The organism is Pseudomonas sp. GW821-FHT11D10 (assembly GCF_058808435.1).
This window is the reverse complement of the sequence record NZ_JBXARR010000010.1, coordinates 36822-59965: the sequence shown is the minus strand read 5'-3', so window position 1 is coordinate 59965 and position 23144 is coordinate 36822. Positions and strand designations below refer to the sequence as shown.

General features: G+C 63.1%; 10 protein-coding genes. 4 read left to right on the top strand and 6 right to left on the bottom strand.

Going from position 1 to position 23144, the window contains the following annotated elements; genetic code table 11:
- Positions 1-47: 47 nt before the first annotated feature.
- The 5 genes from AC1RT4_RS24620 to AC1RT4_RS24600 are packed head-to-tail and all read right to left on the bottom strand — an operon-like array spanning position 48 to position 6321.
- On the bottom strand, positions 48-845 hold the full coding sequence (locus AC1RT4_RS24620) for an enoyl-CoA hydratase/isomerase family protein (protein ID WP_493088578.1): 798 nt from the start codon (positions 843-845) through the stop codon (positions 48-50).
- Positions 842-1999: a citronellyl-CoA dehydrogenase gene (gene atuD, locus AC1RT4_RS24615; protein ID WP_085700109.1), complete on the bottom strand. Its 1158-nt coding sequence runs from the start codon at positions 1997-1999 to the stop codon at positions 842-844. The genes AC1RT4_RS24620 and atuD overlap by 4 nt, the downstream gene beginning before the upstream one ends.
- Positions 2000-2028: 29 nt before the next feature.
- Positions 2029-3645: a geranyl-CoA carboxylase subunit beta gene (gene atuC, locus AC1RT4_RS24610; RefSeq protein ID WP_493088573.1), complete on the bottom strand. Its 1617-nt coding sequence runs from the start codon at positions 3643-3645 to the stop codon at positions 2029-2031.
- A gap of 3 nt (positions 3646-3648) precedes the next feature.
- On the bottom strand, positions 3649-4518 hold the full coding sequence (locus AC1RT4_RS24605; protein WP_236178099.1) for an SDR family oxidoreductase: 870 nt from the start codon (positions 4516-4518) through the stop codon (positions 3649-3651).
- 12 nt (positions 4519-4530) lie between these two features.
- Positions 4531-6321: an acyclic terpene utilization AtuA family protein gene (locus AC1RT4_RS24600; protein WP_493088568.1), complete on the bottom strand. Its 1791-nt coding sequence runs from the start codon at positions 6319-6321 to the stop codon at positions 4531-4533.
- A 194-nt stretch (positions 6322-6515) separates the two neighbouring features.
- Here AC1RT4_RS24600 and AC1RT4_RS24595 point away from each other — a divergent pair, with 194 nt between their 5' ends.
- The 3 genes from AC1RT4_RS24595 to AC1RT4_RS24585 all read left to right on the top strand — a co-directional run bounded on the left by AC1RT4_RS24595 (position 6516) and on the right by AC1RT4_RS24585 (position 9129).
- A complete protein-coding gene (locus AC1RT4_RS24595) occupies positions 6516-7139 on the top strand; it encodes a TetR/AcrR family transcriptional regulator (protein ID WP_007955773.1) in 624 nt (207 codons plus the stop codon).
- 91 nt (positions 7140-7230) lie between these two features.
- Complete coding sequence (locus AC1RT4_RS24590; RefSeq protein ID WP_493088566.1) at positions 7231-8028, top strand: substrate-binding periplasmic protein; 798 nt, start codon at positions 7231-7233, stop codon at positions 8026-8028.
- Between the two features lie 87 nt (positions 8029-8115).
- Positions 8116-9129, top strand: coding sequence for a GNAT family N-acetyltransferase (locus tag AC1RT4_RS24585; RefSeq protein ID WP_493088564.1), 1014 nt, complete (start codon positions 8116-8118; stop codon positions 9127-9129).
- 73 nt (positions 9130-9202) lie between these two features.
- On the opposite strand, the gene AC1RT4_RS24580 is transcribed toward AC1RT4_RS24585, so the two are convergent.
- Positions 9203-9757, bottom strand: a complete 555-nt coding sequence (locus AC1RT4_RS24580; protein ID WP_007955779.1) for an RNA polymerase factor sigma-70 — start codon at positions 9755-9757, stop codon at positions 9203-9205.
- A 380-nt stretch (positions 9758-10137) separates the two neighbouring features.
- Here AC1RT4_RS24580 and AC1RT4_RS24575 point away from each other — a divergent pair, with 380 nt between their 5' ends.
- Positions 10138-23139, top strand: coding sequence for a non-ribosomal peptide synthetase (locus AC1RT4_RS24575; RefSeq protein WP_493088562.1), 13002 nt, complete (start codon positions 10138-10140; stop codon positions 23137-23139).
- The last annotated feature ends 5 nt before the right edge of the window (positions 23140-23144 follow it).

The window sequence follows — 23144 nt, the reverse complement described above, 5'->3', positions numbered from 1 at the left end:
GCGGTGGATTGAAGGGCCTCATCGCGGGCAAGCCCGCTCCCACAGGGTCAGGTGCTCCATCCGGGTTTGCGCTTCTGCACAAACGCCATCGTGCCTTCGATCCCTTCGGCGCCGGTCACCGCTGCGCTGAACCACTGCGCGGCTTCGTCCAGCAATTCACTCGACGGCTGGCCGGCGCTGGCCAGCAGCAGTTTTTTCGTCATGGCGTTCGCTTCGGGGGCGCAACACAAAACGTGATCGAGCACTTCATCCAGTCGCTCGGCGAGCGCCTGTGGATCCTGCTCGACAAAATGCACCAGCCCCAGGCGTCGGGCCTGATGGCCATCGAAGCGGGCGGCGGTCAGGGCCAGGCGTCGGGTCTCGGTCAGGCCGATGCGCTGCACCACAAACGGCGCGATCTGCGCCGGCAGCAGGCCGAGACTGGTTTCCGGCAAACCGAATTGCGCTTGATGATCGGCGATGGCGATATCGCTGACACAGGCCAGGCCGAAGCCGCCCCCCAGCACCGCGCCTTGCAACACCGTGATCAGCACTTGCGGCGTGTGCTGCGCTTCTTCCAGCAACGACCCGAAGGCACGGTTCAACTCGCGATAGGCATCGCTGCCCTGAGCGCGAGCATTGGCCATGTCCTTGATGTCGCCGCCGGCACAGAAATGCCCGTCGGCACCGCTGAGCACCAGCGCGCGAACGCTGCGGTCATCGCGCACGTTGGCCAGCACGGCGCGCAACTCGGCGACCATTTGCAGGCTCATGGCGTTGCGGCTTTCCGGGCGATTGAGGGTGATGTGCAACACGCCGTTGTGCCGTTCCAGCAGCAGCGTCTGGCAATCGGGCAGGGCGCTCATTTCTTTTTCCCCGGCAGGATGCCCATCAGTTTGCAGATGATCCCCAGCATGATTTCGTCGGCGCCGCCGCCAATCGACACCAGCCGTACGTCGCGATAGGCGCGGGCCACCGGGTTGTCCCACATGAAGCCCATGCCGCCCCAGTATTGCAGGCAGCTGTCACTGACTTCGCGGCCAAGACGCCCGGCCTTGAGCTTGGCCATCGAGGCCAGTCGGGTGACGTCCTGGCCTTTCACGTATTGCTCGGTGGCCTGATAGACCAGCGCCCGCAGGCATTCGATTTCGGTCTGCAGTTCGGCGAGGCGGAAGTGGATCACCTGATTGTCGATCAGCGCATTGCCGAAAGTCTTGCGCTCCTTGCAGTACTCGATGGTGCTGTCGACGCAGTATTCCAGGCCCTTGATCATGTTGGCCGCGCCGAACAGGCGTTCCTCCTGGAACTGCAGCATCTGCATCATGAACCCGGCGCCTTCGTGGCCGATGCGATTGCGTTGGGGCACGCGCACGTTGTCGAAAAACACCTGGGCGGTTTCCGAACTGCGCATGCCGAGCTTGTCGAGGTGAGAACTGAGGCTGATGCCCGGCGTGTTCATCGGCACCATGATCAGCGACTTGTTGACGTGCGGTTTGTCGTCCGAAGTGTTGGCCAGCAGGCAGATGAAGTCGGCGCTCGGCGAGTTGGTGATCCACATCTTGCTGCCGTTGATCACGTAGTCGTCGCCGTCCTTGCGCGCGGTGGTCTTGAGCCCGGCGACGTCCGAGCCAGCACCGACTTCGGAAACCCCGATGCAGCCGACCTGCTCGCCGGTGATGGCCGGGCGCAGAAACTCTTCGCGCAATTCATCGGAGCCGAAGCGGGCGAGGGCCGGGGTGCACATGTCGGTCTGCACGCCGATCGACATCGGAATGCCGCCGCAGTGGATGGTGCCGAACTCTTCGGCGGCGACGATCGAATAGCTGTAATCCAGGCCCATGCCGCCGAATTTTTCCGGCTTGGAAATCCCCAGCAGACCGAGGTCGCCGGCCTTGCGGAAAATCTCGTGGATCGGAAAACGCCCGGCCTTTTCCCACTCATCGACGTGCGGGTTGATCTCGTGCTCGACGAACTGGCGGACGGTACGGCGCAGGGCTTCGTGTTCCGGGGTGAAGATCATTTTTATTGTTCTCCTTTAATCCGTGGCGATCAGAACCGGCTGACGCCGAAGCTGTTGGGTTGCAACGTGCGGATGTCGGCTTCGTGGCAGATGTCCAGCAGGTAACCGAGCAGGGTGCGGGTGTCGCGCGGATCGATCAGCCCGTCGTCCCACAGGTTGGCGCTGCCGTAGAGGGCGGTGGACTGGCTGTCGAGTTTCTGCGCGGTGACCTGCTCCAGCATGTCGAGCATTTTCGGGTCGGGCACCAGGCCATCCTTGAGCTGTTTGGCTTCGGTGACGATGCGCAACACCTTGCCGGCCTGGGCGCCGCCCATCACGGCGGTGCGGCTGTTGGGCCAGGCAAAGATGAAACGCGGGTCGAGCCCGCGTCCGCACATCGCATAGTTGCCTGCGCCGTAGGAGCCGCCGACCACGATGGTCAGTTTCGGCACCCGCGCATTGGCCACGGCCTGGATCAATTTGGAGCCGTGCTTGATCACGCCGTGCTGTTCCGATTCGGTGCCGACCATGAACCCGGTGGTGTTGTGGAAAAACAGCAGCGGCGTCTGGCTTTGGTCGCACAGTTGAATGAACTGCGCCCCCTTGCTCGCGCCGTTGGGCGTGATCGGGCCGTTGTTGCCAATGAAACCGCAGGCGCGCCCCTGAATCTTCAGGTGGCCGCAAATGGTCTGCTGATCGAACTCGCCCTTGAACTCCAGGAAGCGTGATTCATCGGCGATCCGCGCAATGATTTCGCGCACGTCGTAGGGTTTTTTCGGGTCGTCCGGGATCAGCCCGAGCAGTTCGTCGATGGGGTACAGCGGCTCCTTGAATTGCGGCTCGGGCAGCCACGGTATTTGCTCGTTCCAGTTCAGCAGGCTGACGATTTCCCGCACCTGACGCACGCCGTCGGCATCGTTTTCGGCCAGGTATTCGGCGGTGCCAGCGACTTGCGCGTGCATCTCTGCACCGCCCAGTTCTTCGTCGGTTGCGACTTCACCGGTCGCTGCTTTAAGCAACGGCGGGCCGGCGAGAAACAGCTTGGCCTTGCCGCGCACCACCACCACGTAATCCGACAGCCCCGGCTGATAGGCGCCGCCGGCTGTGGCCGAACCGTGCACCACGGTGATCTGCGGCAAACCCATGGCCGACATCCGCGCCTGATTGGCAAAACTGCGTGCGCCTTCGACGAAAATCTCCGCCGCGTAATTGAGGTTGGCGCCGCCACTTTCGGCGAGGGTGATCACCGGCAGTTTGTTTTCCTGGGCGATCTGTTGCAGGCGCAGGGATTTTTTCAGACCCGACGGGGAAATCGTCCCGCCCTTGATCGCGCTGTTGTTCGCCACGATCAAGGCGCGCACGCCGGACACGTAACCGATGCCGGCGATCAAGCCGCCACCGGCCGAGCTGCCGTCCTTGTCGTCGTGGAGTTTGTAGCCGGCCAGGCTCGCCAGTTCGAGAAATGGCGCGCCGGGGTCGAGCAACAAATTCAGGCGTTCGCGGGGCAGCAATTGTCCGCGTTTGTCGAATTTCGGTTTGGCTTCGGCAGCCTTGTTCAGCAGGTTCTGTTCGAGTTGCTGGACTTGCTCGATGGCGGCGAGCATGGCCGCGCGGTTGCGGGCGAAGGCTTCGCTGTGCGGGTCGAGTTGGGATTGAATGACCGGCATGGCTTACTCCTTGTCCTTCAAGACGTCCGGCATGTAGGCCCGGTGAAAACCGTTGAAGGATTCGCTGTGGGTCGCCTTGTGCAGCGGCCAGGCGCGACTGCCCAGGCTGGCCGCGCCGTCGATGCGCAAGGTGCTGCCGCTGATGAACGCGGCAGCGGGGCTGAGCAGAAACACGATCGCTGCGCTGACCTCCGATTCGGTGCCGATGCGCTTGAGCGGCACGTGTTCGCGCAATGTCGGGATCACGGCTTTGAACGCGCCTTCGTAAGTGTCCATGCCGCTGGACGCGATCCAACCCGGCGCCACCGCATTCACTCGAACACCGGCATAACCCCATTCGAACGCCGCTGTTTTGGTGAAGTTGTCCATGCCCGAGCGCGCGGCGCCGGAGTGGCCCATGCCGGGCATGCCGCCCCACATGTCGGCGAGCATGTTGACGATGCTGCCGCCGTGTTTGCTCATCGACTGGTTGAACACTTCCCGGGCCATCAGGAAACCGCCGACCAGATTGGTCCGCAGTACGGTTTCGAAACCTTTCTGATTGATCGAGGCCAGGGGCGACGGGTACTGGCCGCCGGCATTGTTGACCAGCCCGTGGATCGGCCCGTGCTCGCGAATCAGTTCGCTGACGAGCGCCTTCACCGCTTCTTCGTCACGGATATCGCAGGCCTTCCAGTGCGCCCGACCGCCGTCTTCGGCAATTTCGGCGGCGACGGTTTGCAGCTTTTCCGGCTTGCGCCCGACCAGCACCACGGTAGCCCCGAGCGCCGCCAGCTCATGGGCGGTGCAACGCCCGATGCCACTGCCGCCTCCGGTGACGATGACGGTCTGGCCGCTGAACAGATCAGCCCTGAAAATCGATTCGAACGCCATGGTGCCAATCCTCTAGTCGAACTGTTCGGCGATGCTCTGCGGCACCGGGATCTGGATTTCCAGTAGTTGTTGGGCGAAGGCCTTGCCTTGCGGGTCGATGCGCAGGCTCGCCACGCCGCCGCCACCGAGGGCGTTTTCCAGCAGGAAGTTGAGGCTGTGGGTGCCGGGTAGATACCAGCGTTCGACCCGGCCGTGAATCGGATCGAGGACATGGCTCATCCAGTCGACGATCACCGCCGGGGTCAGCGCCTCGGCGATCCACGGCAGGTATTCCGGGCGGCGCGGCATGACGCCGATGTTGCTGTGGTTGCCCTTGTCGCCGGAGCGCGCCACCGCCAGTTTCACCAACGGCACGCTGGCATCGGCGCGGCCTTGGGGGTTGGGTGTTTCGTGGGGCAGGGGCAGATCCTGACTGTCGAGGGTGGCGGGGGCGGGCAGGGCGAAAGGGTGAGATTTGCCGGCGATGTCGATCTGCAAGGTGCAGGCGCTTTTGTCGATCAGGAACGAGAACAGCCGGATCAGCGGATACACCGTCGGCCGCCCCCCGACGATACCGGTCAGGCCCGGCGCCATGCCGGTGGCGGCCTGGGCGATCTCCCGGGAGAACAGGATCAGCGCCTGTTTGTTCGGGTGGCGCACGGCGAGTTTGATCACCACTTCGCGGCTGTCCCGGCGCTGGCCGTGAGGGCCGTAGGTGGCTTCGCTGCCGAGCAGTTCGACGTGGGTTTCGGTGTAGGGGCCGAGACCTTTCTGGTCGAGCATCTCCGAGGTTTTGTCGAGAATCGCCTGGCTGACGCGCCGGGCTTTTTCCACGGCATCGATGCCGGCGATCAGGCAACTGGCGGTGCAGCGGAAACCGTCCGGATACGTTGCGCTGACCTTGTATTGGTCGCTGGGCGGCAGGCCTTTGGCGCCGTGGACCCGAACGGCGTTTTTGCCTTGTTGCTGGAGTTTGACCTGGCTGAAATCGCAGACCACATCGGGCAACAGATAGGCCTGCGGGTCGCCGATTTCGTAGAGCATCTGCTCGCCGACCGTCAGCGGCGTGACCAGCCCACCGGAGCCTTCGGGTTTGCTGACGATGAACTGGCCGTCGGCGCTGACTTCGACGATCGGGAAACCAATGTGCTCGTAATCCGGCACGTCGCGCCAGTCGGTGAAGTTGCCGCCGGTGCACTGCGCGCCGCATTCGATGATGTGCCCGGCCAGGGCGGCTTGCGCGAGTTTGTCGTAGTCGTGCCACGACCAGCCGAACTCATGCACCAGCGCGGCACTGACCACTGCGCTGTCGACCACCCGGCCGGTGATCACGATGTCGGCACCCAGACGCAGTGCTTCGACGATGCCTGGTGCACCGAGGTAGGCGTTGGTCGACACGCACATCGGCGGCAGCGGGGCGCCGCTGAACATTTCCGTGATGCCTTGGGAGGCGAGTTGTTTGAAGTGCGGTTGCAGGTCATCGCCTGACAGCACGGCGATTTTCAGTGCCACGCCGGCCTTGTCGCAGGCCGCTTGCAGCGCGGCGGCGCAGGCCTTTGGATTGACCCCGCCGGCATTGCTGATGACGCGAATGTTCTGTTCGGCCAGTTGCGGTAGCAGGGGCACGAGAACTTCGATGAAGTCCCCGGCAAATCCCGCCTGCGGGTCCTTCATGCGTGCGCCGGCCATGATCGACATGGTGATTTCGGCCAAGTAGTCGAAGACCAGATAATCCAGCTGTCCTGCGGCCACAAGCTGCGCGGCGGCGGTCGAGGTGTCTCCCCAGAATGCGCTGGCGCATCCGATGCGAACCGTGGTGGGCATTTTGATCTCCGACTCAGGAACCTGTGACAGAAGTGCGTCGAGACTACCAAGCAAGCGCTTGGTTTGTAAACGCCTGGAATTATCTTCTGCCCAAGCGCTTGCTTGGTCACCGCCGGCGGCTTAAATTGCCCGCGCAACCCCGCCGTTTCCGCGGAGTACGGCGCATTTGACTGATCGACTGTAGGAGAGAACGGGTGGACGAGCAAAAAGCCCTGAGGGTCATGCGTGAACTGGTCGATGCCGGCCAGCTGACCGATCCGGACAGCGCTCGCGGCAAACTGCTGCAAGTGGCGGCCCACCTGTTCCGCAACAAAGGCTACGAGCGCACCACGGTGCGCGATCTGGCCGGTGCCGTGGGGATTCAGTCGGGCAGCATCTTTCATCACTTCAAGAGCAAGGATGAAATCCTGCGGGCGGTGATGGAGGAAACTATCCGCTACAACACCGCGCTGATGCGTGCGGCCCTTGCCGATGCCGCCGATGTCCGTGAGCGGGTGCTGGCGCTGATCCGCTGCGAACTGCAGTCGATCATGGGCGGCAGCGGCGAAGCGATGGCGGTGCTGGTGTATGAGTGGCGCTCGCTGTCCGAAGACGGTCAGGCCAAAGTGCTGGCGCTGCGCGACATCTACGAAGACCTCTGGCTGCAAGTGCTGGGCGAAGCCAAAGAGGCGGGGTTCATCCGTGGCGACGTGTTCATTACCCGACGTTTTCTCACGGGTGCGCTGTCCTGGACCACCACCTGGTTCCGTGCCGGCGGCAGTTTGAGCCTGGATCAACTGGCCGAAGAGGCGCTGATTCTGGTGCTAGAAGAGCGCTAGACGCTTTCTATCGGGCCGGGAAACTGGCTAACTGGGCGAAACCGCCTAGCTTGAATGCAATGATCGGTACTTTTTCGGGGAGTGGGGTGTTTTGAAGTCTTCGCCAATTCGGACGGCCGCTGGGCTGATGCTCGCAGCGCTGGCTGCATTATGGGTATTGCCTGCTCCGGCGGCGCAAGTGGTTCGGGTGGGCGCGGCGCATTTTCCGCCCTACACCATTCGCCCGGAAAACGGCGCCGACACCGGCCTGCTGCCGGAGCTGGTCGCGGCTTTGAACAGCGCCCAGAGCGACTATCGTTTCGAGCTGGTGCCCACCTCGATTCCTCGCCGGTTCGGCGATTTCAAGGATGGCCGCACCGACATGGCGATCTTTGAAAACCCGGAGTGGGGCTGGAAAGACATTCCCCACACCACCGTCGACATGGGCCTGGAGGACGCGGAGATTTTCGTCGCGCAGAACAAGCCCGGTCGCCAGCAGAATTACTTCGCCGATCTCAAGGGCAAACGACTGGCGTTGTACAGCGGCTATCACTACGAATTCGCCAACTTCAATGCCGATCCCAAGTACCTCGCCGAAACCTACAGCGCCACGCTGACTTATTCCCACGACAGCAACCTGCTGATGGTCTTGCGCGGGCGTGCGGACGTTGCGTTGGTGACCCGCTCGTACCTGTTCGATTACCTGCTGCGCAACGAAAAGGTGCGCGACGAATTGCTGGTGTCCCAGCGTATCGACCAGATCTACCACCATTACGCGATTCTCAGTCCGAAGGCGCCGATCACCGGCGAAGTGTTCGGCAAGTTGCTGCAAGGCCTGCGCGACAACGGTCAGATGCTGAAGATCTTCGATCCGTACAAGATTGCGGTGGTGCCGGTGCCGCATCAATGACCGGCGGTTTTTGCCGAATAGCCTAAATTTCCCGCCCCGGCTCACGTCCCATCGTTGAACTGTCGACGATTATCGTGAGCCCGACCCATGTCCAATCTGAATGACCTGACTGCCCTGGCCCTGCCTTCGGGCAGCCAACTGGTAGCCGATGCCACCGAAAGCCGTCTGAGCCTGAGCCTGGACGGGCAACCGCTGATTCGCCTGCGTCTTGATCGTGAAGGCCAGGGGCCGATCCAGATCGATGAACGCTATGCACTGCCGCCAGGCCAGGCGCTGTGGGCGGCCTGTTATTGGCTGTTTGCCCGGGATCCGGCGCGTCAGCAATTGATCTGGCAACTCGATCAGGCGCCAACCGAAGCCTTGCTCAGCGGTTTGCTGGTGGGCACTGAAGTGGCGGGTGAATATCGCTGTGAGCGCACGCTGTTCTGGCAACTGCCGCAACCGTGGCTGGGCAATTCGCTGACGGGCAGTTATCCGCAGCAAATGGTCATCAGCAACGGCAAGCGTCATCCGCTGCGACCGGTCAAACCGCGTGGGGAAGTCTATCGGCGTTTCGATGCGCGTCTCGGTGCCTGGATTTCCCTGCGAACGGTGGAGATCGAGCAGGATCTGGCGCGTTTCAATCGCTGGCAGAACAGCCCGCGCGTCGCCAGTTTCTGGCAGGAAGAGGGTAGCCTCGAACAGCATCGCGAGTACCTGAGCAAACTCGACGCCGATCCGCACACGCTGACCCTGATCGGTTGTTTCGATGACCAGCCGTTTGCCTATTTCGAAGCCTACTGGGCCAAGGAAGATCGTATTGCGCCGTTCTACGATGCCGACAATTACGATCGCGGCATTCACATGCTGGTCGGGGAAGAAGACCATCGCGGCCCGCACAAGGTGGCGAGCTGGCTATCGGCGCTGGTGCACTACCTGTTTCTGGACGATCCGCGTACTCAGCGAGTGGTCGCCGAACCGCGCGCCGACAACGCGAAGATGATCGGCCACATGCACAACCAGTGCTTCCACTGCGAAAAGGAATTCGACTTCCCGCACAAGCGCGCGGCGCTGATGATCCTCGGGCGCGAGCGGTTCTTCGACCGCTGCACGCTGGTGTGATTTTTCGCTGAAAACAAAAAAGATCGCAGCCCTTCAACGAAGGCTGCGATCTTTTTTTTGCGGTCGGTTTTTATCAGCGACGGTTTGCGGACACTGCATCGGCGCGGCTGCCGGATACCTTGCGGCAGTGCACCAGCGCATCGCGAATCATGAAGTTGACCAGCGTCGGCGAAACGCCGAGTTCCTTGGCGATGTCCTTCTGCGGCACGCCGTGCAGACGGTACATCTCGAACGCATAGCGGGTGCGGACCGGCAGCTCGGTCAGCGCGTCGGCGATGTGTTCAAGGGTCGAGAAGTTGATGTGCGAGGTTTCCGGCGATGCGCCCTGAATGACCACGTTCAACCCTTCCTCCTCGGGGCCGGCGTACTTCTGCTCCAGCGCCTGTTTGCGGTAGTGATCGATCGCCAGGTTGCGCACGATCTGGAACAGATAACTCAGCTGGGCCTTGATCGACGACGTGATCGGCGGTGCCGACTGCAGTCGGAAGAACGCATCCTGCACCACATCTTCGGCGCGTGACCGGCAGCCGGTAATGCGGGCTGCAATCTTGACCAGAATCAGTCGATTGTCGACGAATGCCTGAAGTAGCGGTGAATCGCACCTGCTTGTGGATACTTGTTCCGTCATGGAAATCACCTTGCTGCCAATAGGTTAGTGGGACGCCTGGGGGACGGGGCCGTCCTACACATCGAGCGACAAATTATGTTGAATGATAATGATTGTCAATTGAGAAAGAGAACTAATGATCCATAACAGTGCGATCTGAGAACTGCGACACGCCGCCGCACTCGCCCAAGCGCCCAGCCCCGTTGGCGATCCAGCCTGCCGACTAATTATTTCAAGACGTCATCCGTTCTCATTGGTGAATGGATCCGGGTACGCAGCCCCGGACCTACCGCATTCCAATGCCTTGCACGGTCGGCGAAGACCGTGTCCCGCATGCCTTGCACGGGCATGCCGCAGCCAACCCGATTCCACCAGCAAGCCGAATTCAGGCAGGAAACCTCATGACCGACGCGTTCGAACTCCCCAGCACCCTGGTCCAAGCCCTCCAGCGCCGCGCGGCCCTGACGCCGGATCGGCTGGCCTTGCGCTTTCTCGCCGAAACCGAGGAACAGGCTGTGGTGCTCAGTTATCGCGAACTCGATCAACGTGCGCGCACCATCGCGGCGGCGTTGCAGGCCGAGGCCGGATTCGGTGATCGCGCGGTATTGCTGTTCCCGAGCGGCCCGGATTACGTCGCGGCCTTTTTCGGTTGCCTGTACGCGGGCGTGATCGCGGTGCCGGCCTATCCGCCGGAATCGGCCAAGCGTCACCATCAGGAACGCCTGCTGTCGATCATTGCCGACGCCGAGCCGCGTCTGCTGCTGACCAGCGCCGACCTGCGTGACGCCCTGCAGCAAATCGAAGGCGCGCCGCCGCTGTTGTGCGTCGACACCCTCGACGCTGCACTGGCCGAACGCTGGGTCGAACCGACCTTGCCGCAAAACCATATCGCCTTCCTGCAATACACCTCCGGCTCCACCGCGTTGCCCAAAGGTGTGCAGGTCAGCCACGGCAACCTGGTGGCCAACGAACTGCTGATCCGCCACGGCTTCGGCATCGACGTAAACCCCGACGACGTGATCGTCAGCTGGCTGCCGCTGTACCACGACATGGGCCTGATCGGCGGCCTGCTGCAACCGATCTTCAGTGGTGTGCCGTGCATCCTGATGTCGCCGGCGTACTTCCTCGGCCGGCCGTTGCGCTGGCTCGAAGCGATCAGCCAATACGGCGGCACCATCAGCGGCGGGCCTGACTTCGCCTACCGTCTGTGCAGCGAGCGGGTCAGCGAATCGGCGCTGGAGCGCCTCGACCTGAGCCGTTGGCGCGTGGCCTATTCCGGCTCCGAGCCGATCCGTCTCGACACCCTTGAGCGCTTCGCCGAGAAGTTCACCGCGTGCGGTTTCAGCGAAAGCAGTTTCATGGCGTCCTACGGCCTGGCCGAAGCGACCCTGTTCGTCGCCGGTACACCGCGCGGCACAGGGATTCCTGCACTGCGCGTCGACGATCAGGCCCTCGCACAAAACCGCGCCGAAGCGGGCGAGGGCAGCCCGATCATGAGCTGCGGCATCAGCCAGCCCGATCATGCGGTGCTGATCGTCGAGCCGAATACCCTTGAAGAACTGGCCGACAATGCCGTCGGTGAAGTCTGGGCCACCGGCCCGAGCATCGCCCTCGGCTACTGGCGCAACCCCGAGGCCAGCGCCAAGACTTTCGTCCAGCACGCCGGCCAGACCTGGCTGCGCACCGGTGACCTGGGTTTCATCCGCGACGGTGAACTGTTCATCACCGGTCGCCTGAAAGACATGCTGATCGTGCGCGGTCACAACCTCTATCCGCAGGATCTCGAGAAAACGGTCGAGAACGAAGTTGAGGTGGTGCGCAAGGGCCGCGTCGCCGCGTTCGCGGTCAATCAGAATGGCGAAGAAGGCATCGGCATCGCGGCGGAAATCAGCCGCAGCGTGCAGAAAATTCTCCCGCCTGAAGCGCTGATCAAAGCCATTCGCCAGGCGGTGGCCGAGACTTATCAGGAAGCACCGAGCGTGGTGGTGCTGCTCAATCCGGGCGCGCTGCCGAAGACCTCCAGCGGCAAACTGCAGCGTTCGGCCTGCCGCAATCGCCTGGCCGACGGCAGCCTCGACAGCTACGCGGTGTTCCCGTCGGCTACCGCTGAAACCGCTCATGAGTCGACCGCGTGCGCCTCCGAACTGGAAGCGTTGATCGGAAACATCTGGGCCGAGCAACTCAACATCAAACAGGTCAACGCCGACGACCATTTCTTCCTGCTCGGCGGCAACTCGATTGCCGCCGCACAAGTGATTGCCAAGGTTCGAGAAGAGCTAAGCCTGGAGCTGAACCTGCGTCTGCTGTTCGAAGCCCCAACCCTGTCCGCATTCGCCGCCGCCATCGAGCAACAGCAACAGGACGGCGGCAGCGCCCAAGGTGAAATCACCGCCCTGTCGCGCACCGAAGCACTGCCGCAATCCCTGGCGCAAAACCGTCTGTGGATCACCTGGCAGCTCGACCCGCAGAGCAGCGCCTACAACATTCCCGGTGCCCTGCGCCTGCGTGGCGAACTGGACGAAGACGCCCTGCGCGTCAGTTTCCAGCAACTGATCGAGCGCCATGAATCCCTGCGTACGCGCTTCTTCGAACGCGACGGCGTGGCCCTGCAACAGGTCGAAGCGGCGGGTGAGTTCAACCTGCAACTGATCGACATCAGCGACCTGCCGGCCAGCGAGCGTGAAGCCCGCGCACAACAGATCCGCGAAGACGAAGCCCGCACCCAGTTCGATCTGGAGAAAGGCCCGCTGCTGTGGGTGACGCTGGTGCGCCTCGACGATGAAGATCACCAATTGCTGGTGACCCTGCACCACATCATCGCCGACGGCTGGTCGCTGAACGTGCTGATCGACGAGTTCTCGCGCCTGTACGCCGCCGCGTCCCAAGGCCAGCGCGCCGAACTCGCGCCGCTGCCAACCCAATATGCCGACTACGGCAGCTGGCAGCGTCAATGGCTGGCGCAAGGCGAGGGCGAGCGGCAACTGGCGTACTGGAAAGCGCAGTTGGGTGACGAGCATCCGACCCTGGAACTGGCGACTGACCATCCGCGTTCTGCCAAACAAATTCACAGCGCCGCACGCCACAGCGTTCGTCTGGGGATCAGCCTCAGCGACGCGATTCGCCAGACGGCACAGGCTTATCAATCCACCCCGTTCATGCTGCTGCTCTCGGCGTTCCAGAGCCTGTTGCATCGCTATAGCGGCCAGCGCGACATCCGCATCGGTGTTCCGAACGCCAACCGTCCGCGCCTGGAAACCCAGGGCCTGATCGGCTTCTTCATCAACACCCAGGTGCTGCGTGCCGACGTCGATTCGCGTCTGCCATTCACCGAACTGCTGGCGCAAACCCGTCAAGCCGCACTCGGTGCCCAGGCGAATCAGGACCTGCCATTCGAACAACTGCTGGAAGCCTTCCCGCAGGCCCGCGAACAAGGTCTGTTCCAGGTCATGTTCAACCACCAGCAGCGCGACTTGAGTGCGCTCAAACGCCTGCCGGGTGTGCTCGCCGAAGAACTGCCGTGGCACAGCCGTGAGGCCAAGTTCGATCTGCAACTGCACAGTGAAGAAGACCGTAACGGCCGCCTGACGCTGTCCTTCGATTACGCCGACGAGCTGTTCGACGTCGCGACCATCGAGCGCCTCGCCGAGCATTTCAGCAACCTGCTGCGAGCAGTTTGCGAACGTCCGGAACAAACCATCGGCGAGCTGCAACTGCTGACCGCCGCCGAGCACACTCAGCAAAATGCGTGGAGCATCGCCCCGTGCACACCGGCGCAACAATGGCTGCCGGAACTGCTCAACGAACAAGCGCGGCAAACCCCTGATCGCACCGCGCTGGTGTGGGACGGCGGCAGCCTCGACTTCGCCGAACTGCACACCCAGGCCAACCGACTCGCCCATTACCTGCGCGACAAAGGCGTCGGCCCGGACGTGTGCGTGGCCATCGCCGGCGAGCGTTCGCCGCAACTGCTGATCGGCCTGCTGGCGATCATCAAGGCCGGTGGCGCCTACGTGCCGCTGGACCCGGACTACCCGGCCGATCGCCTGGCCTACATGCTCAGCGACAGCGGCGTCGAACTGCTGCTGACTCAGACGGCATTGCTCGACCGCTTGCCGGCCAGCGAAGGCGTCAGCGTGATCGCCATGGACACCCTGCACCTGGAAAACTGGCCGAGCCAGGCACCGGGCCTGCACCTGCATGGCGACAATCTCGCCTACGTGATTTACACCTCCGGCTCCACCGGCCAGCCGAAAGGCGTGGGCAACACTCACGCGGCGTTGGCTGAACGCCTGCAATGGATGCAAAACACCTATCGCTTGAACGACACCGACGTGCTGATGCAAAAAGCGCCGATCAGTTTCGACGTGTCGGTGTGGGAATGCTTCTGGCCGCTGATCACCGGTGCGCGCCTGCTGATCGCCGGTCCCGGTGAACACCGCGATCCGCATCGCATTGCGCAGCTGGTTCAGCAGTACGGTGTGACCACGCTGCACTTCGTACCGCCGCTGCTTTCGCTGTTTATCGACGAACCGTTGAGCGCCGAATGCACAAGTCTGCGTCGCGTGTTCTCCGGTGGTGAAGCGCTGCCGGCGGAGCTGCGTAACCGCGTGCTGGCTCAACTGCCGGCGGTGCAGCTGCATAACCGTTATGGCCCGACGGAAACCGCGATCAACGTCACCCATTGGCATTGCAGCGTGGCGGATGGCGAGCGTTCGCCGATTGGCCGTCCGCTGGGCAACGTGGTCTGCCGTGTGCTCGACAGCGATCTGAATCCGGTGCCGGCCGGTGTGCCGGGTGAACTGTGCATCAGCGGCATCGGTCTGGCTCGTGGTTACCTCGGCCGTCCGGCGCTGACCGCCGAACGTTTCGTGGTCGATCCGCTGGGCGAGCAGGGCGCGCGTCTGTACCGCACCGGTGACCGCGCACGCTGGACGAATGATGGCGTGATCGAATACCTCGGCCGTCTCGATCAGCAGGTCAAACTGCGCGGCTTCCGCGTCGAACCGGAAGAAATCGAAGCCCGTTTGCTGGCTCAGGACGGTGTGGCCCAAGCCGCTGTGCTGGTGCGTGAAACCGTCGCCGGCCCGCAACTGATCGGCTACTTCACCGCCACCGACGCCAGTGAAGATCAGGACGCGCAGATCTTGCGCCTGAAGGCCGCACTGGCTGCCGAACTGCCGGAATACATGGTCCCCGCGCAACTGATGCGTCTGGACGCAATGCCCCTGAGCCCGAGCGGCAAACTCGACCGCCGTGCCTTGCCCGAACCGCAATGGCAGGTGCGCGAACACGTCGAGCCGGTTACCGAGCTGGAGCAACAGATCGCCGCGATCTGGCGCGAAGTGCTGGGCCTGCAACAGGTCGGCCTGCGCGACGACTTCTTCGCCCTCGGCGGTCACTCGCTGCTGGCCACCCAAATCATCTCCCGCACCCGTCAAGCCTGCGACGTCGAGCTGCCGTTGCGCGCCTTGTTCGAGCACAGCGAGCTCGGTGATTTTGCCGAGCAGATCCGCCAGATTCAGGCCAGCGGTCGCACCAATAAACAGCCGCCGATCGACATGGTTGATCGCAGCAAACCGGTGCCGCTGTCCTATTCGCAGCAGCGCATGTGGTTCCTCTGGCAGATGGAGCCGGACAGCCCGGCGTACAACGTCGGCGGCATGGCGCGCCTGCGTGGCGTGCTGGATGTCGGGCGTTTCGAGGCGGCGCTGCAAGCGCTGATCCTGCGCCACGAAACCCTGCGCACCACGTTCCCGAGCATCGACGGCGTGGCCCGTCAGCAGGTGCATGCCGAGACCGGCGTGCGCATGGACTGGAAGGATTTCTCGAAACTCGCCGCCGACGTGCGCGAGCAGAAAGTCCAGCAACTGGCCGACGACGAAGCGCACCTGCCGTTCGATCTGGAAACCGGCCCGCTGCTGCGCGCCTGTCTGGTCAAGACCGCCGAGCAGGAGCATTACTTCGTCCTGACCCTTCACCACATCGTCACCGAAGGCTGGGCGATGGACATCTTCGCCCGTGAGCTCAGCGCACTGTACGAAGCGTTCGTCGATGACCGCGAATCGCCGCTGGAACCGTTGCCGGTGCAGTACCTCGACTACAGCGTGTGGCAGCGCCACTGGCTGGAGTCCGGCGAGCGTCAGCGTCAGCTCGACTACTGGACTGCGCAACTGGGCCGCGAACATCCGCTGCTGGAACTGCCGGGTGACCGTCCGCGTCCGCCGGTGCAAAGTCATCAGGGCGAGCTGTTCCGTTTCGACCTGAGCGACGATCTTGCCGCACGGGTTCGGGCATTCAACGCGCAGAACGGTCTGACCCTGTTCATGACCATGACCGCCGCGCTCGCGACCTTGCTTTACCGCTACAGCGGCCAGACCGATCTGCGCATAGGTGCGCCGGTGGCCAACCGTATCCGTCCGGAAAGCGAAGGCCTGATCGGTGCGTTCCTCAACACCCAGGTGTTGCGTTGCCAGCTCGACGGCCAGATGTCGGTCGGCGAATTGTTCGAGCAAGTGCGCCACACCGTGATCGAAGGTCAATCCCATCAGGACCTGCCGTTCGACCATCTGGTGGAGGCGTTGCAGCCACCGCGCAGCGCCGCGTACAACCCGTTGTTCCAGGTGATGTGCAACGTGCAGCGCTGGGAATTCCAGCAGAGCCGCATGCTCGCCGGCATGACCGTCGAGTACCTGGCCAACGATGCGCGGGCGACCAAGTTCGACCTCAACCTGGAAGTCACCGACCTCGACCATCGCCTCGGTTGCTGCCTGACCTACAGCACTGACTTGTTCGATGAACCGACCATCGCGCGCATGGCTAGACATTGGCGCAACCTGCTGGAAGCGTTGATCGCCAACCCGCAGCAACGACTCAGCGAACTGCCGCTGCTCGATGCGCCTGAGCAACAGCAATTGCTCGACAGCCTCGGTGTCGAGCCGGGCGAGCGTCGTCTCGACCAGTGCATACATCACCTGTTCGCCGAGCAGGCACTGGCGCGCAAAGATGCGCCAGCCCTGACCTTCGCCGGGAAGACTCTGAGCTACGCCGAACTCGATGCCCGCGCCAACCGTCTGGCCTGGGCTCTGCGTGAACGCGGTGTCGGCCCGCAAGTGCGGGTCGGCCTGGCGCTGGAGCGTTCGCTGGAAATGGTCGTCGGCCTGCTGGCGATCCTCAAGGCCGGTGGCGCCTATGTGCCGCTGGATCCGGAATACCCGCTCGACCGCCTGCATTACATGATCGAAGACAGCGGCGTCGGTCTGCTGCTCAGCGACCGGGCGATGTTCAAAGCCCTCGGCGAACTGCCGTCGAACGTGGCGCGCTGGTGCCTGCAAGACGACAGCGTCGCGCTGGCCGATTACCCGGCCACCGAGCTGCCGTTTATCAGCCTGCCGCAGCATCAGGCGTACCTGATTTACACCTCGGGTTCCACCGGCAAGCCGAAAGGCGTGGTGGTGTCCCACGGTGAAATCGCCATGCATTGCCAGGCGGTGATCGAGCGCTTCGGCATGCGTCCGGACGACTGCGAGCTGCACTTCTATTCGATCAACTTCGACGCCGCCACCGAGCGTCTGCTGGTGCCGCTGCTCAGCGGCGCGCAGGTGGTGCTGCGTGCGCAGGGTCAGTGGGACGCGGAAGAAATCTGCGGCCTGATTCGCGAACATCGGATCAATATTCTCGGTTTCACCCCGAGCTACGGCAGCCAGTTGGCGCAGTTCCTGGCGACGCAAAACGACATTCTACCGGTGCGCATGATCATCACCGGTGGCGAAGCGCTGACCGGCGAACACCTGCAACGGATTCGCGCAGCGTTCAAACCGAGCCTGTTCTTCAATGCCTACGGCCCGACTGAAACCGTGGTCATGCCGCTGGCCAGCCTTGCGCCGGAAGTATTGGAAGAGGGCGCTGGCAGTGTGCCGATCGGCAGCGTGATCGGTGATCGCGTGGCCTACATTCTCGACGCCGATCTGGCGCTGGTGCCGCAAGGTGCGACCGGGGAATTGTTCGTCGGTGGCGCCGGTCTGGCCCAGGGTTATCACGACCGGGCCGGCATCAGCGCCGAGCGTTTTGTCGCCGACCCGTTTGCCGCCGATGGCGGTCGCATGTACCGCACCGGCGACCTGGTGCGCCAGCGTGCCGACGGTCTGGTGGAATACCTCGGGCGAATCGACCATCAGGTGAAGATTCGTGGTTTCCGTATCGAACTGGGCGAGATCGAAACCCGCCTGCTCGATCATGATTCGATCCGCGAAGCGGTGGTGCTGGCGCTGGATGCGCCGAGCGGCAAGCAACTGGTCGGCTATCTCGTGACCGAGGTCGCTTCGCGAAGCGAAGCCGAGCAGGCCGAACTGCGCGAAGCGCTGAAGGCGCACTTGAAGACGCAACTGCCGGACTACATGGTGCCGACGCATCTGATTCTGCTGGCGAGCATGCCGCTGACCGCCAACGGCAAGCTCGACCGCCGCGCCTTGCCGGCGCCGGACCCGGAGCTGAACCGTCAGGATTACGTGGCGCCAAGCAACGAGCTGGAGCAGACCTTGGCGCAGATCTGGTGCGAAGTACTCAACGTCGAGCAGGTCGGTCTCAACGACAACTTCTTCGAACTGGGCGGCGACTCGATCCTGTCGATTCAAGTGGTCAGCCGGGCGCGTCAGCAGGGCATTCATTTCAGCCCGCGTGATCTGTTCCAGCACCAGACCGTGCAGACGTTGGCCGCTGTCGCCAGCCGCAGTGAAGCCGTGACCGCCGAGCAAGGTCTGGTGACGGGCGAATCGCGTCTGACACCGATCCAGCACTGGTTCTTCGACACCGAGATTCCCGAGCGTCAGCACTGGAACCAGGCGTTGCTGCTGGAGCCGACTGCTGCGCTGGAACCGCATCGTCTGGAGCAAGCGTTGCTGGCGGTGATCGAGCAGCATGACGCCCTGCGTCTGCGCTTCACCGAGGTCAACGGCGCATGGCAAGCGACCCATCAACCGGTGACCGATGCCGCCGTGTTGTGGCAAGTCCGCGTGCCGTCGATGGATAAGTGCGCCGCACTGTTCGCCGATGCCCAGCGCAGTCTCGACCTCGCCCAGGGCCCGCTGCTTCGTGCAGTTTTGGTCGATGGGCCGGACGCTCAGCAACGGCTGTTCATCGCGATCCATCACCTGGTTGTGGACGGTGTGTCGTGGCGCGTGCTGCTCGACGATCTGCAAACCGTGTATCGCCAGCTCGACGCCGATCAGTCGGTGAAACTGCCGGCCAAAACCAGCGCCTTCAAGGACTGGGCAGCGCGCTTGCAGGCTTACGCCGGCAGCGAATCCCTGCGTGAAGAACTGAGCTGGTGGCAAGCGCAACTGGCCGGTCCGAATGCCGACTTGCTGTGCGAACGTCCTGAGGGCGGTCGCGAAAATCGTCACGCGCAAACCGTCAGCGTGCGTCTGGATGCCGAACGCACCAGGCAACTGCTGCAACAGGCGCCGAGCGCCTATCGCACGCAGGTCAACGACCTGTTGCTGACCGCACTGGCCCGCGTGCTGTGCCGCTGGAGCGGCCAAGCGTCGGCGTTGATTCAGCTGGAAGGCCACGGCCGCGAAACCCTGTTCGACGAGATCGACCTGACCCGCACCGTCGGCTGGTTCACCAGCGCCTATCCGCTGCGCCTGACTCCGCACAACATCGAAGAGGCCGCCGGGCAGGGCGCTTCGATCAAGGCGATCAAGGAGCAACTGCGCGCTGTACCGCACAAAGGTCTGGGCTATGGCGTGCTGCGTTATCTCGCCGATGATGCCAGCCGTCAGAGCATGGCGACGTTGCCGAATGCGCCGATCACCTTCAACTATCTCGGTCAGTTCGACCAGAGCTTTGGCAGCGATGCGCTGTTCCGTCCGCTGGATGAAACGGTCGGCGCCGCCCACGATCCGCACGCACCGTTGCCGAACGAGTTGAGCGTCGACAGTCAGGTGTACGGCGGGGAACTGCTGCTGCGCTGGACCTTCAGCGCCGAACGCTACGACGCGCAGACCATCAACGAGCTGGCCGATGCCTACGTCGGCGAGTTGCAGAGCCTGATCGAACATTGCCTGCAGGACGAGGCCGGTGGTCTGACGCCATCGGACTTCCCGCTGGCGAAACTGACCCAGGCGCAACTTGATGCACTGCCGGTGCCGGCGGCACACATCGAAGACGTGTACCCGCTGACCCCGATGCAGGAAGGCATGCTGCTGCACACCTTGCTCGAACCGGGCACCGGTCTGTACTACATGCAGGATCGCTATCGCATCAACAGTGAACTCGATCCCGAGCGTTTCGCCCAGGCGTGGCAAGCGGTGGTCGCCCGTCACGAAGCGTTGCGTGCGTCGTTCTGCTGGAACGTTGGCGAAGACATGCTGCAAGTGATTCATACGCCGGGTCGCACGCCGATCGAGTACCTGGACTGGAGCGCCATCGCTGACGCCGAGCAAGAGCCGAAGCTGCAAGCGCTGCTCCAGGCCGAGCGCGAAGCCGGGTTCGATCTGCTCAATCAGGCACCGTTCCACCTGCGCCTGATCAAGGTCGGCGCGGCGCGCTATTGGTTCATGATGAGCAACCACCACATCCTGATCGATGCCTGGTGCCGTTCGCTGCTGATGAACGATTTCTTCGAGATCTACACCGCTCTGGGCGAAGGTCGCGAAGCGCAACTGGCAGTGCCGCCGCGCTACCGCGATTACATCGGCTGGCTGCAACGCCAGAGCCTGGCCGAAGCGCGCCAGTGGTGGCAGCAGAACCTGCAAGGGTTCGAGCGCACCACGCCGATCCCGAGCGACCGTCCGTTCCTGCGTGAACACGCTGGCGAAAGCGGCGGCATGATCGTCGGTGACCGCTACACCCGACTGAATGTCGAGGACGGCGCCCGTCTGCGCGAACTGGCCCAGGCCCATCAACTGACCATCAACACCTTCGCCCAGGCGGCGTGGGCACTGGTGCTGCGCCGCATGAGCGGTGATCGCGACGTGCTGTTCGGTGTGACCGTGGCCGGGCGCCCGGTGGAAATGCCGGAGATGCAGCGCACCGTCGGCCTGTTCATCAACAGCATCGCGCTGCGGGTGCAGATCCCGGCGGACGATCAGCGCGCCAGCGTGCGTCAGTGGTTGAGCGGTCTGCTCGACAGCAACATGCAACTGCGTGAGTACGAATACCTGCCGCTGGTGAACATCCAGGAACAAAGCGAACTGCCGAAAGGCCAGCCGCTGTTCGACAGCCTGTTCGTGTTCGAAAACGCTCCGGTGGAAGTCTCGGTGCTGGACCGCGCGCAGAGCCTTAACGCGACCTCGGACTCGGGCCGTACTCACACCAACTTCCCGCTGACAGCGGTTTGCTATCCGGGCGACGACCTCGGTCTGCACCTGTCTTACGACCAGCGTTACTTCGACGAGTCGACCATCGAGCGCATGCTCGGCGAGTTCAAGCGTCTGTTGCTGGCGCTGGTCGACGGCTTCCATGGCGACATGGCCGACCTGCCGCTGCTTGGCCAAGAGGAACAGGACTTCCTGCTCCACGGCTGCAACCAGAGTGAGCACGACTATCCGCTGGAGCAGAGCTACGTCGAGCTGTTCGAAGCGCAGGTCGCGCAACATCCGCAACGCATTGCCGCCAGTTGCCTCGATCAGCAACTGAGCTACGCCGAGCTGAACCAGAACGCCAACCGTCTCGGCCATGCACTGGTCGCGGCCGGTGTGCAGATGGATCAACCGGTGGCGCTGCTGGGCGAACGTAATCTGGATCTGCTGGGCATGATCATCGGCAGCTTCAAGGCCGGTGCCGGTTACCTGCCGCTGGATCCGGGTCTGCCGAGCCAGCGTCTGCAACGGATCATTGAGCTCAGCCGCACGCCGGTGCTGGTGTGCACCGAGGCTTGTCGGGAACAGGCGACGACCTTGCTGGATGAATTCAGCTGCGCCAACCGTCCACGCTTGGTGGTGTGGGAAGAGGTTCAGGCCGGCGCGGTGTCGTCGGCGAATCCGGGCATCTTCAGCGGCCCGGACAATCTGGCCTATGTGATCTACACCTCGGGCTCCACCGGGTTGCCGAAAGGCGTGATGGTCGAGCAGCGCGGCATGCTCAACAACCAATTGAGCAAGGTGCCGTACCTGAACCTGAGCGACGCCGATGTGATCGCCCAGACCGCTTCGCAAAGCTTCGATATTTCGGTCTGGCAGTTCCTCGCCGCGCCGCTGTTCGGGGCGCGAGTGGACATCGTGCCGAACACCATCGCCCACGATCCGCAAGGTTTGCTGGTGCATGTGCAGCAGCAGGGCATCACCGTGCTGGAAAGCGTGCCGTCGCTGATTCAGGGCATGCTCGCTTCGGATCGTCTGAGCCTCGACGGTCTGCGCTGGATGCTGCCGACCGGTGAAGCGATGCCGCCAGAACTGGCGCACCAGTGGCTGCTGCGTTATCCGGAGATCGGTCTGGTCAACGCCTATGGCCCGGCGGAGTGCTCGGACGACGTGGCGTTCTTTCGCGTCGACCTGGCCTCGACTCGCGGCAGTTACCTGCCGATCGGTACGCCGACCGACAACAACTTGCTCTACCTGCTCGATGGCGCGCTGGATCTGGTGCCGTTGGGGGCGGTGGGTGAGTTGTGTGTGGCGGGCACCGGGGTCGGTCGAGGTTATGTCAGCGATCCGCTGCGCACCGCGCCGGTGTTCGTGCCGAATCCGTTCGGTGCGCCGGGCGAGCGTCTGTACCGCACCGGTGACCTGGCGCGCCGCCGCAGTGACGGTGTGCTGGAGTATGTCGGCCGGGTCGACCATCAGGTGAAGATTCGCGGTTACCGGATCGAGCTGGGTGAAATCGAGGCGCGTCTGCACGAGCAACCGGAAGTCCGCGACGGGGCCGTCGGCGTGCAGGAAGGCGTCAACGGCAAGCATCTGGTCGGTTACCTGGTCGCCGCAGATTCCGCACTGAATCAGAGCGAACGCCTGGAGCGGATCAAGCAGCGCTTGCGCGCCGAACTGCCGGAATACATGGTGCCGCTGCACTGGTTGTGGCTCGACCGGTTGCCGCTCAACGCCAACGGCAAACTCGACCGCAAGGCCTTGCCGGCGCTGGAGATCGGCCAGTTGCAGAGCCAGGATTACCTGGCGCCGCGCAGCGATCTGGAGCAGACCCTGGCCGATATATGGGCCGAGGTGCTGAAGGTCGAGAAGGTCGGGGTCCGCGACAACTTCTTCGAACTCGGTGGCCACTCGCTGCTCGCCACACAAATCGCCTCGCGAGTGCAGAAAACCTTGCAACGGGATGTGCCGCTGCGAGCGATGTTCGAGTGCAGCACGGTGGAGGAACTGGCCGAGTACATCGAAGGGCTGGCGGCCAGTGACATTACCGAGGAGAAGGTTGATCGACTGAATGACCTGATGGCGGAGCTGGAGGGGTTGTAGTCTTC

Coding starts and splice junctions, on each gene's coding strand:
- AC1RT4_RS24580 (WP_007955779.1), bottom strand. CDS start 9,757: ATGACGGAACAAGTATCCACAAGCAGGTGCGATTCACCGCTACTTCAG.
- AC1RT4_RS24600 (WP_493088568.1), bottom strand. CDS start 6,321: ATGCCCACCACGGTTCGCATCGGATGCGCCAGCGCATTCTGGGGAGAC.
- AC1RT4_RS24585 (WP_493088564.1), top strand. CDS start 8,116: ATGTCCAATCTGAATGACCTGACTGCCCTGGCCCTGCCTTCGGGCAGC.
- AC1RT4_RS24575 (WP_493088562.1), top strand. CDS start 10,138: ATGACCGACGCGTTCGAACTCCCCAGCACCCTGGTCCAAGCCCTCCAG.
- AC1RT4_RS24620 (WP_493088578.1), bottom strand. CDS start 845: ATGAGCGCCCTGCCCGATTGCCAGACGCTGCTGCTGGAACGGCACAAC.
- atuD (WP_085700109.1), bottom strand. CDS start 1,999: ATGATCTTCACCCCGGAACACGAAGCCCTGCGCCGTACCGTCCGCCAG.
- atuC (WP_493088573.1), bottom strand. CDS start 3,645: ATGCCGGTCATTCAATCCCAACTCGACCCGCACAGCGAAGCCTTCGCC.
- AC1RT4_RS24605 (WP_236178099.1), bottom strand. CDS start 4,518: ATGGCGTTCGAATCGATTTTCAGGGCTGATCTGTTCAGCGGCCAGACC.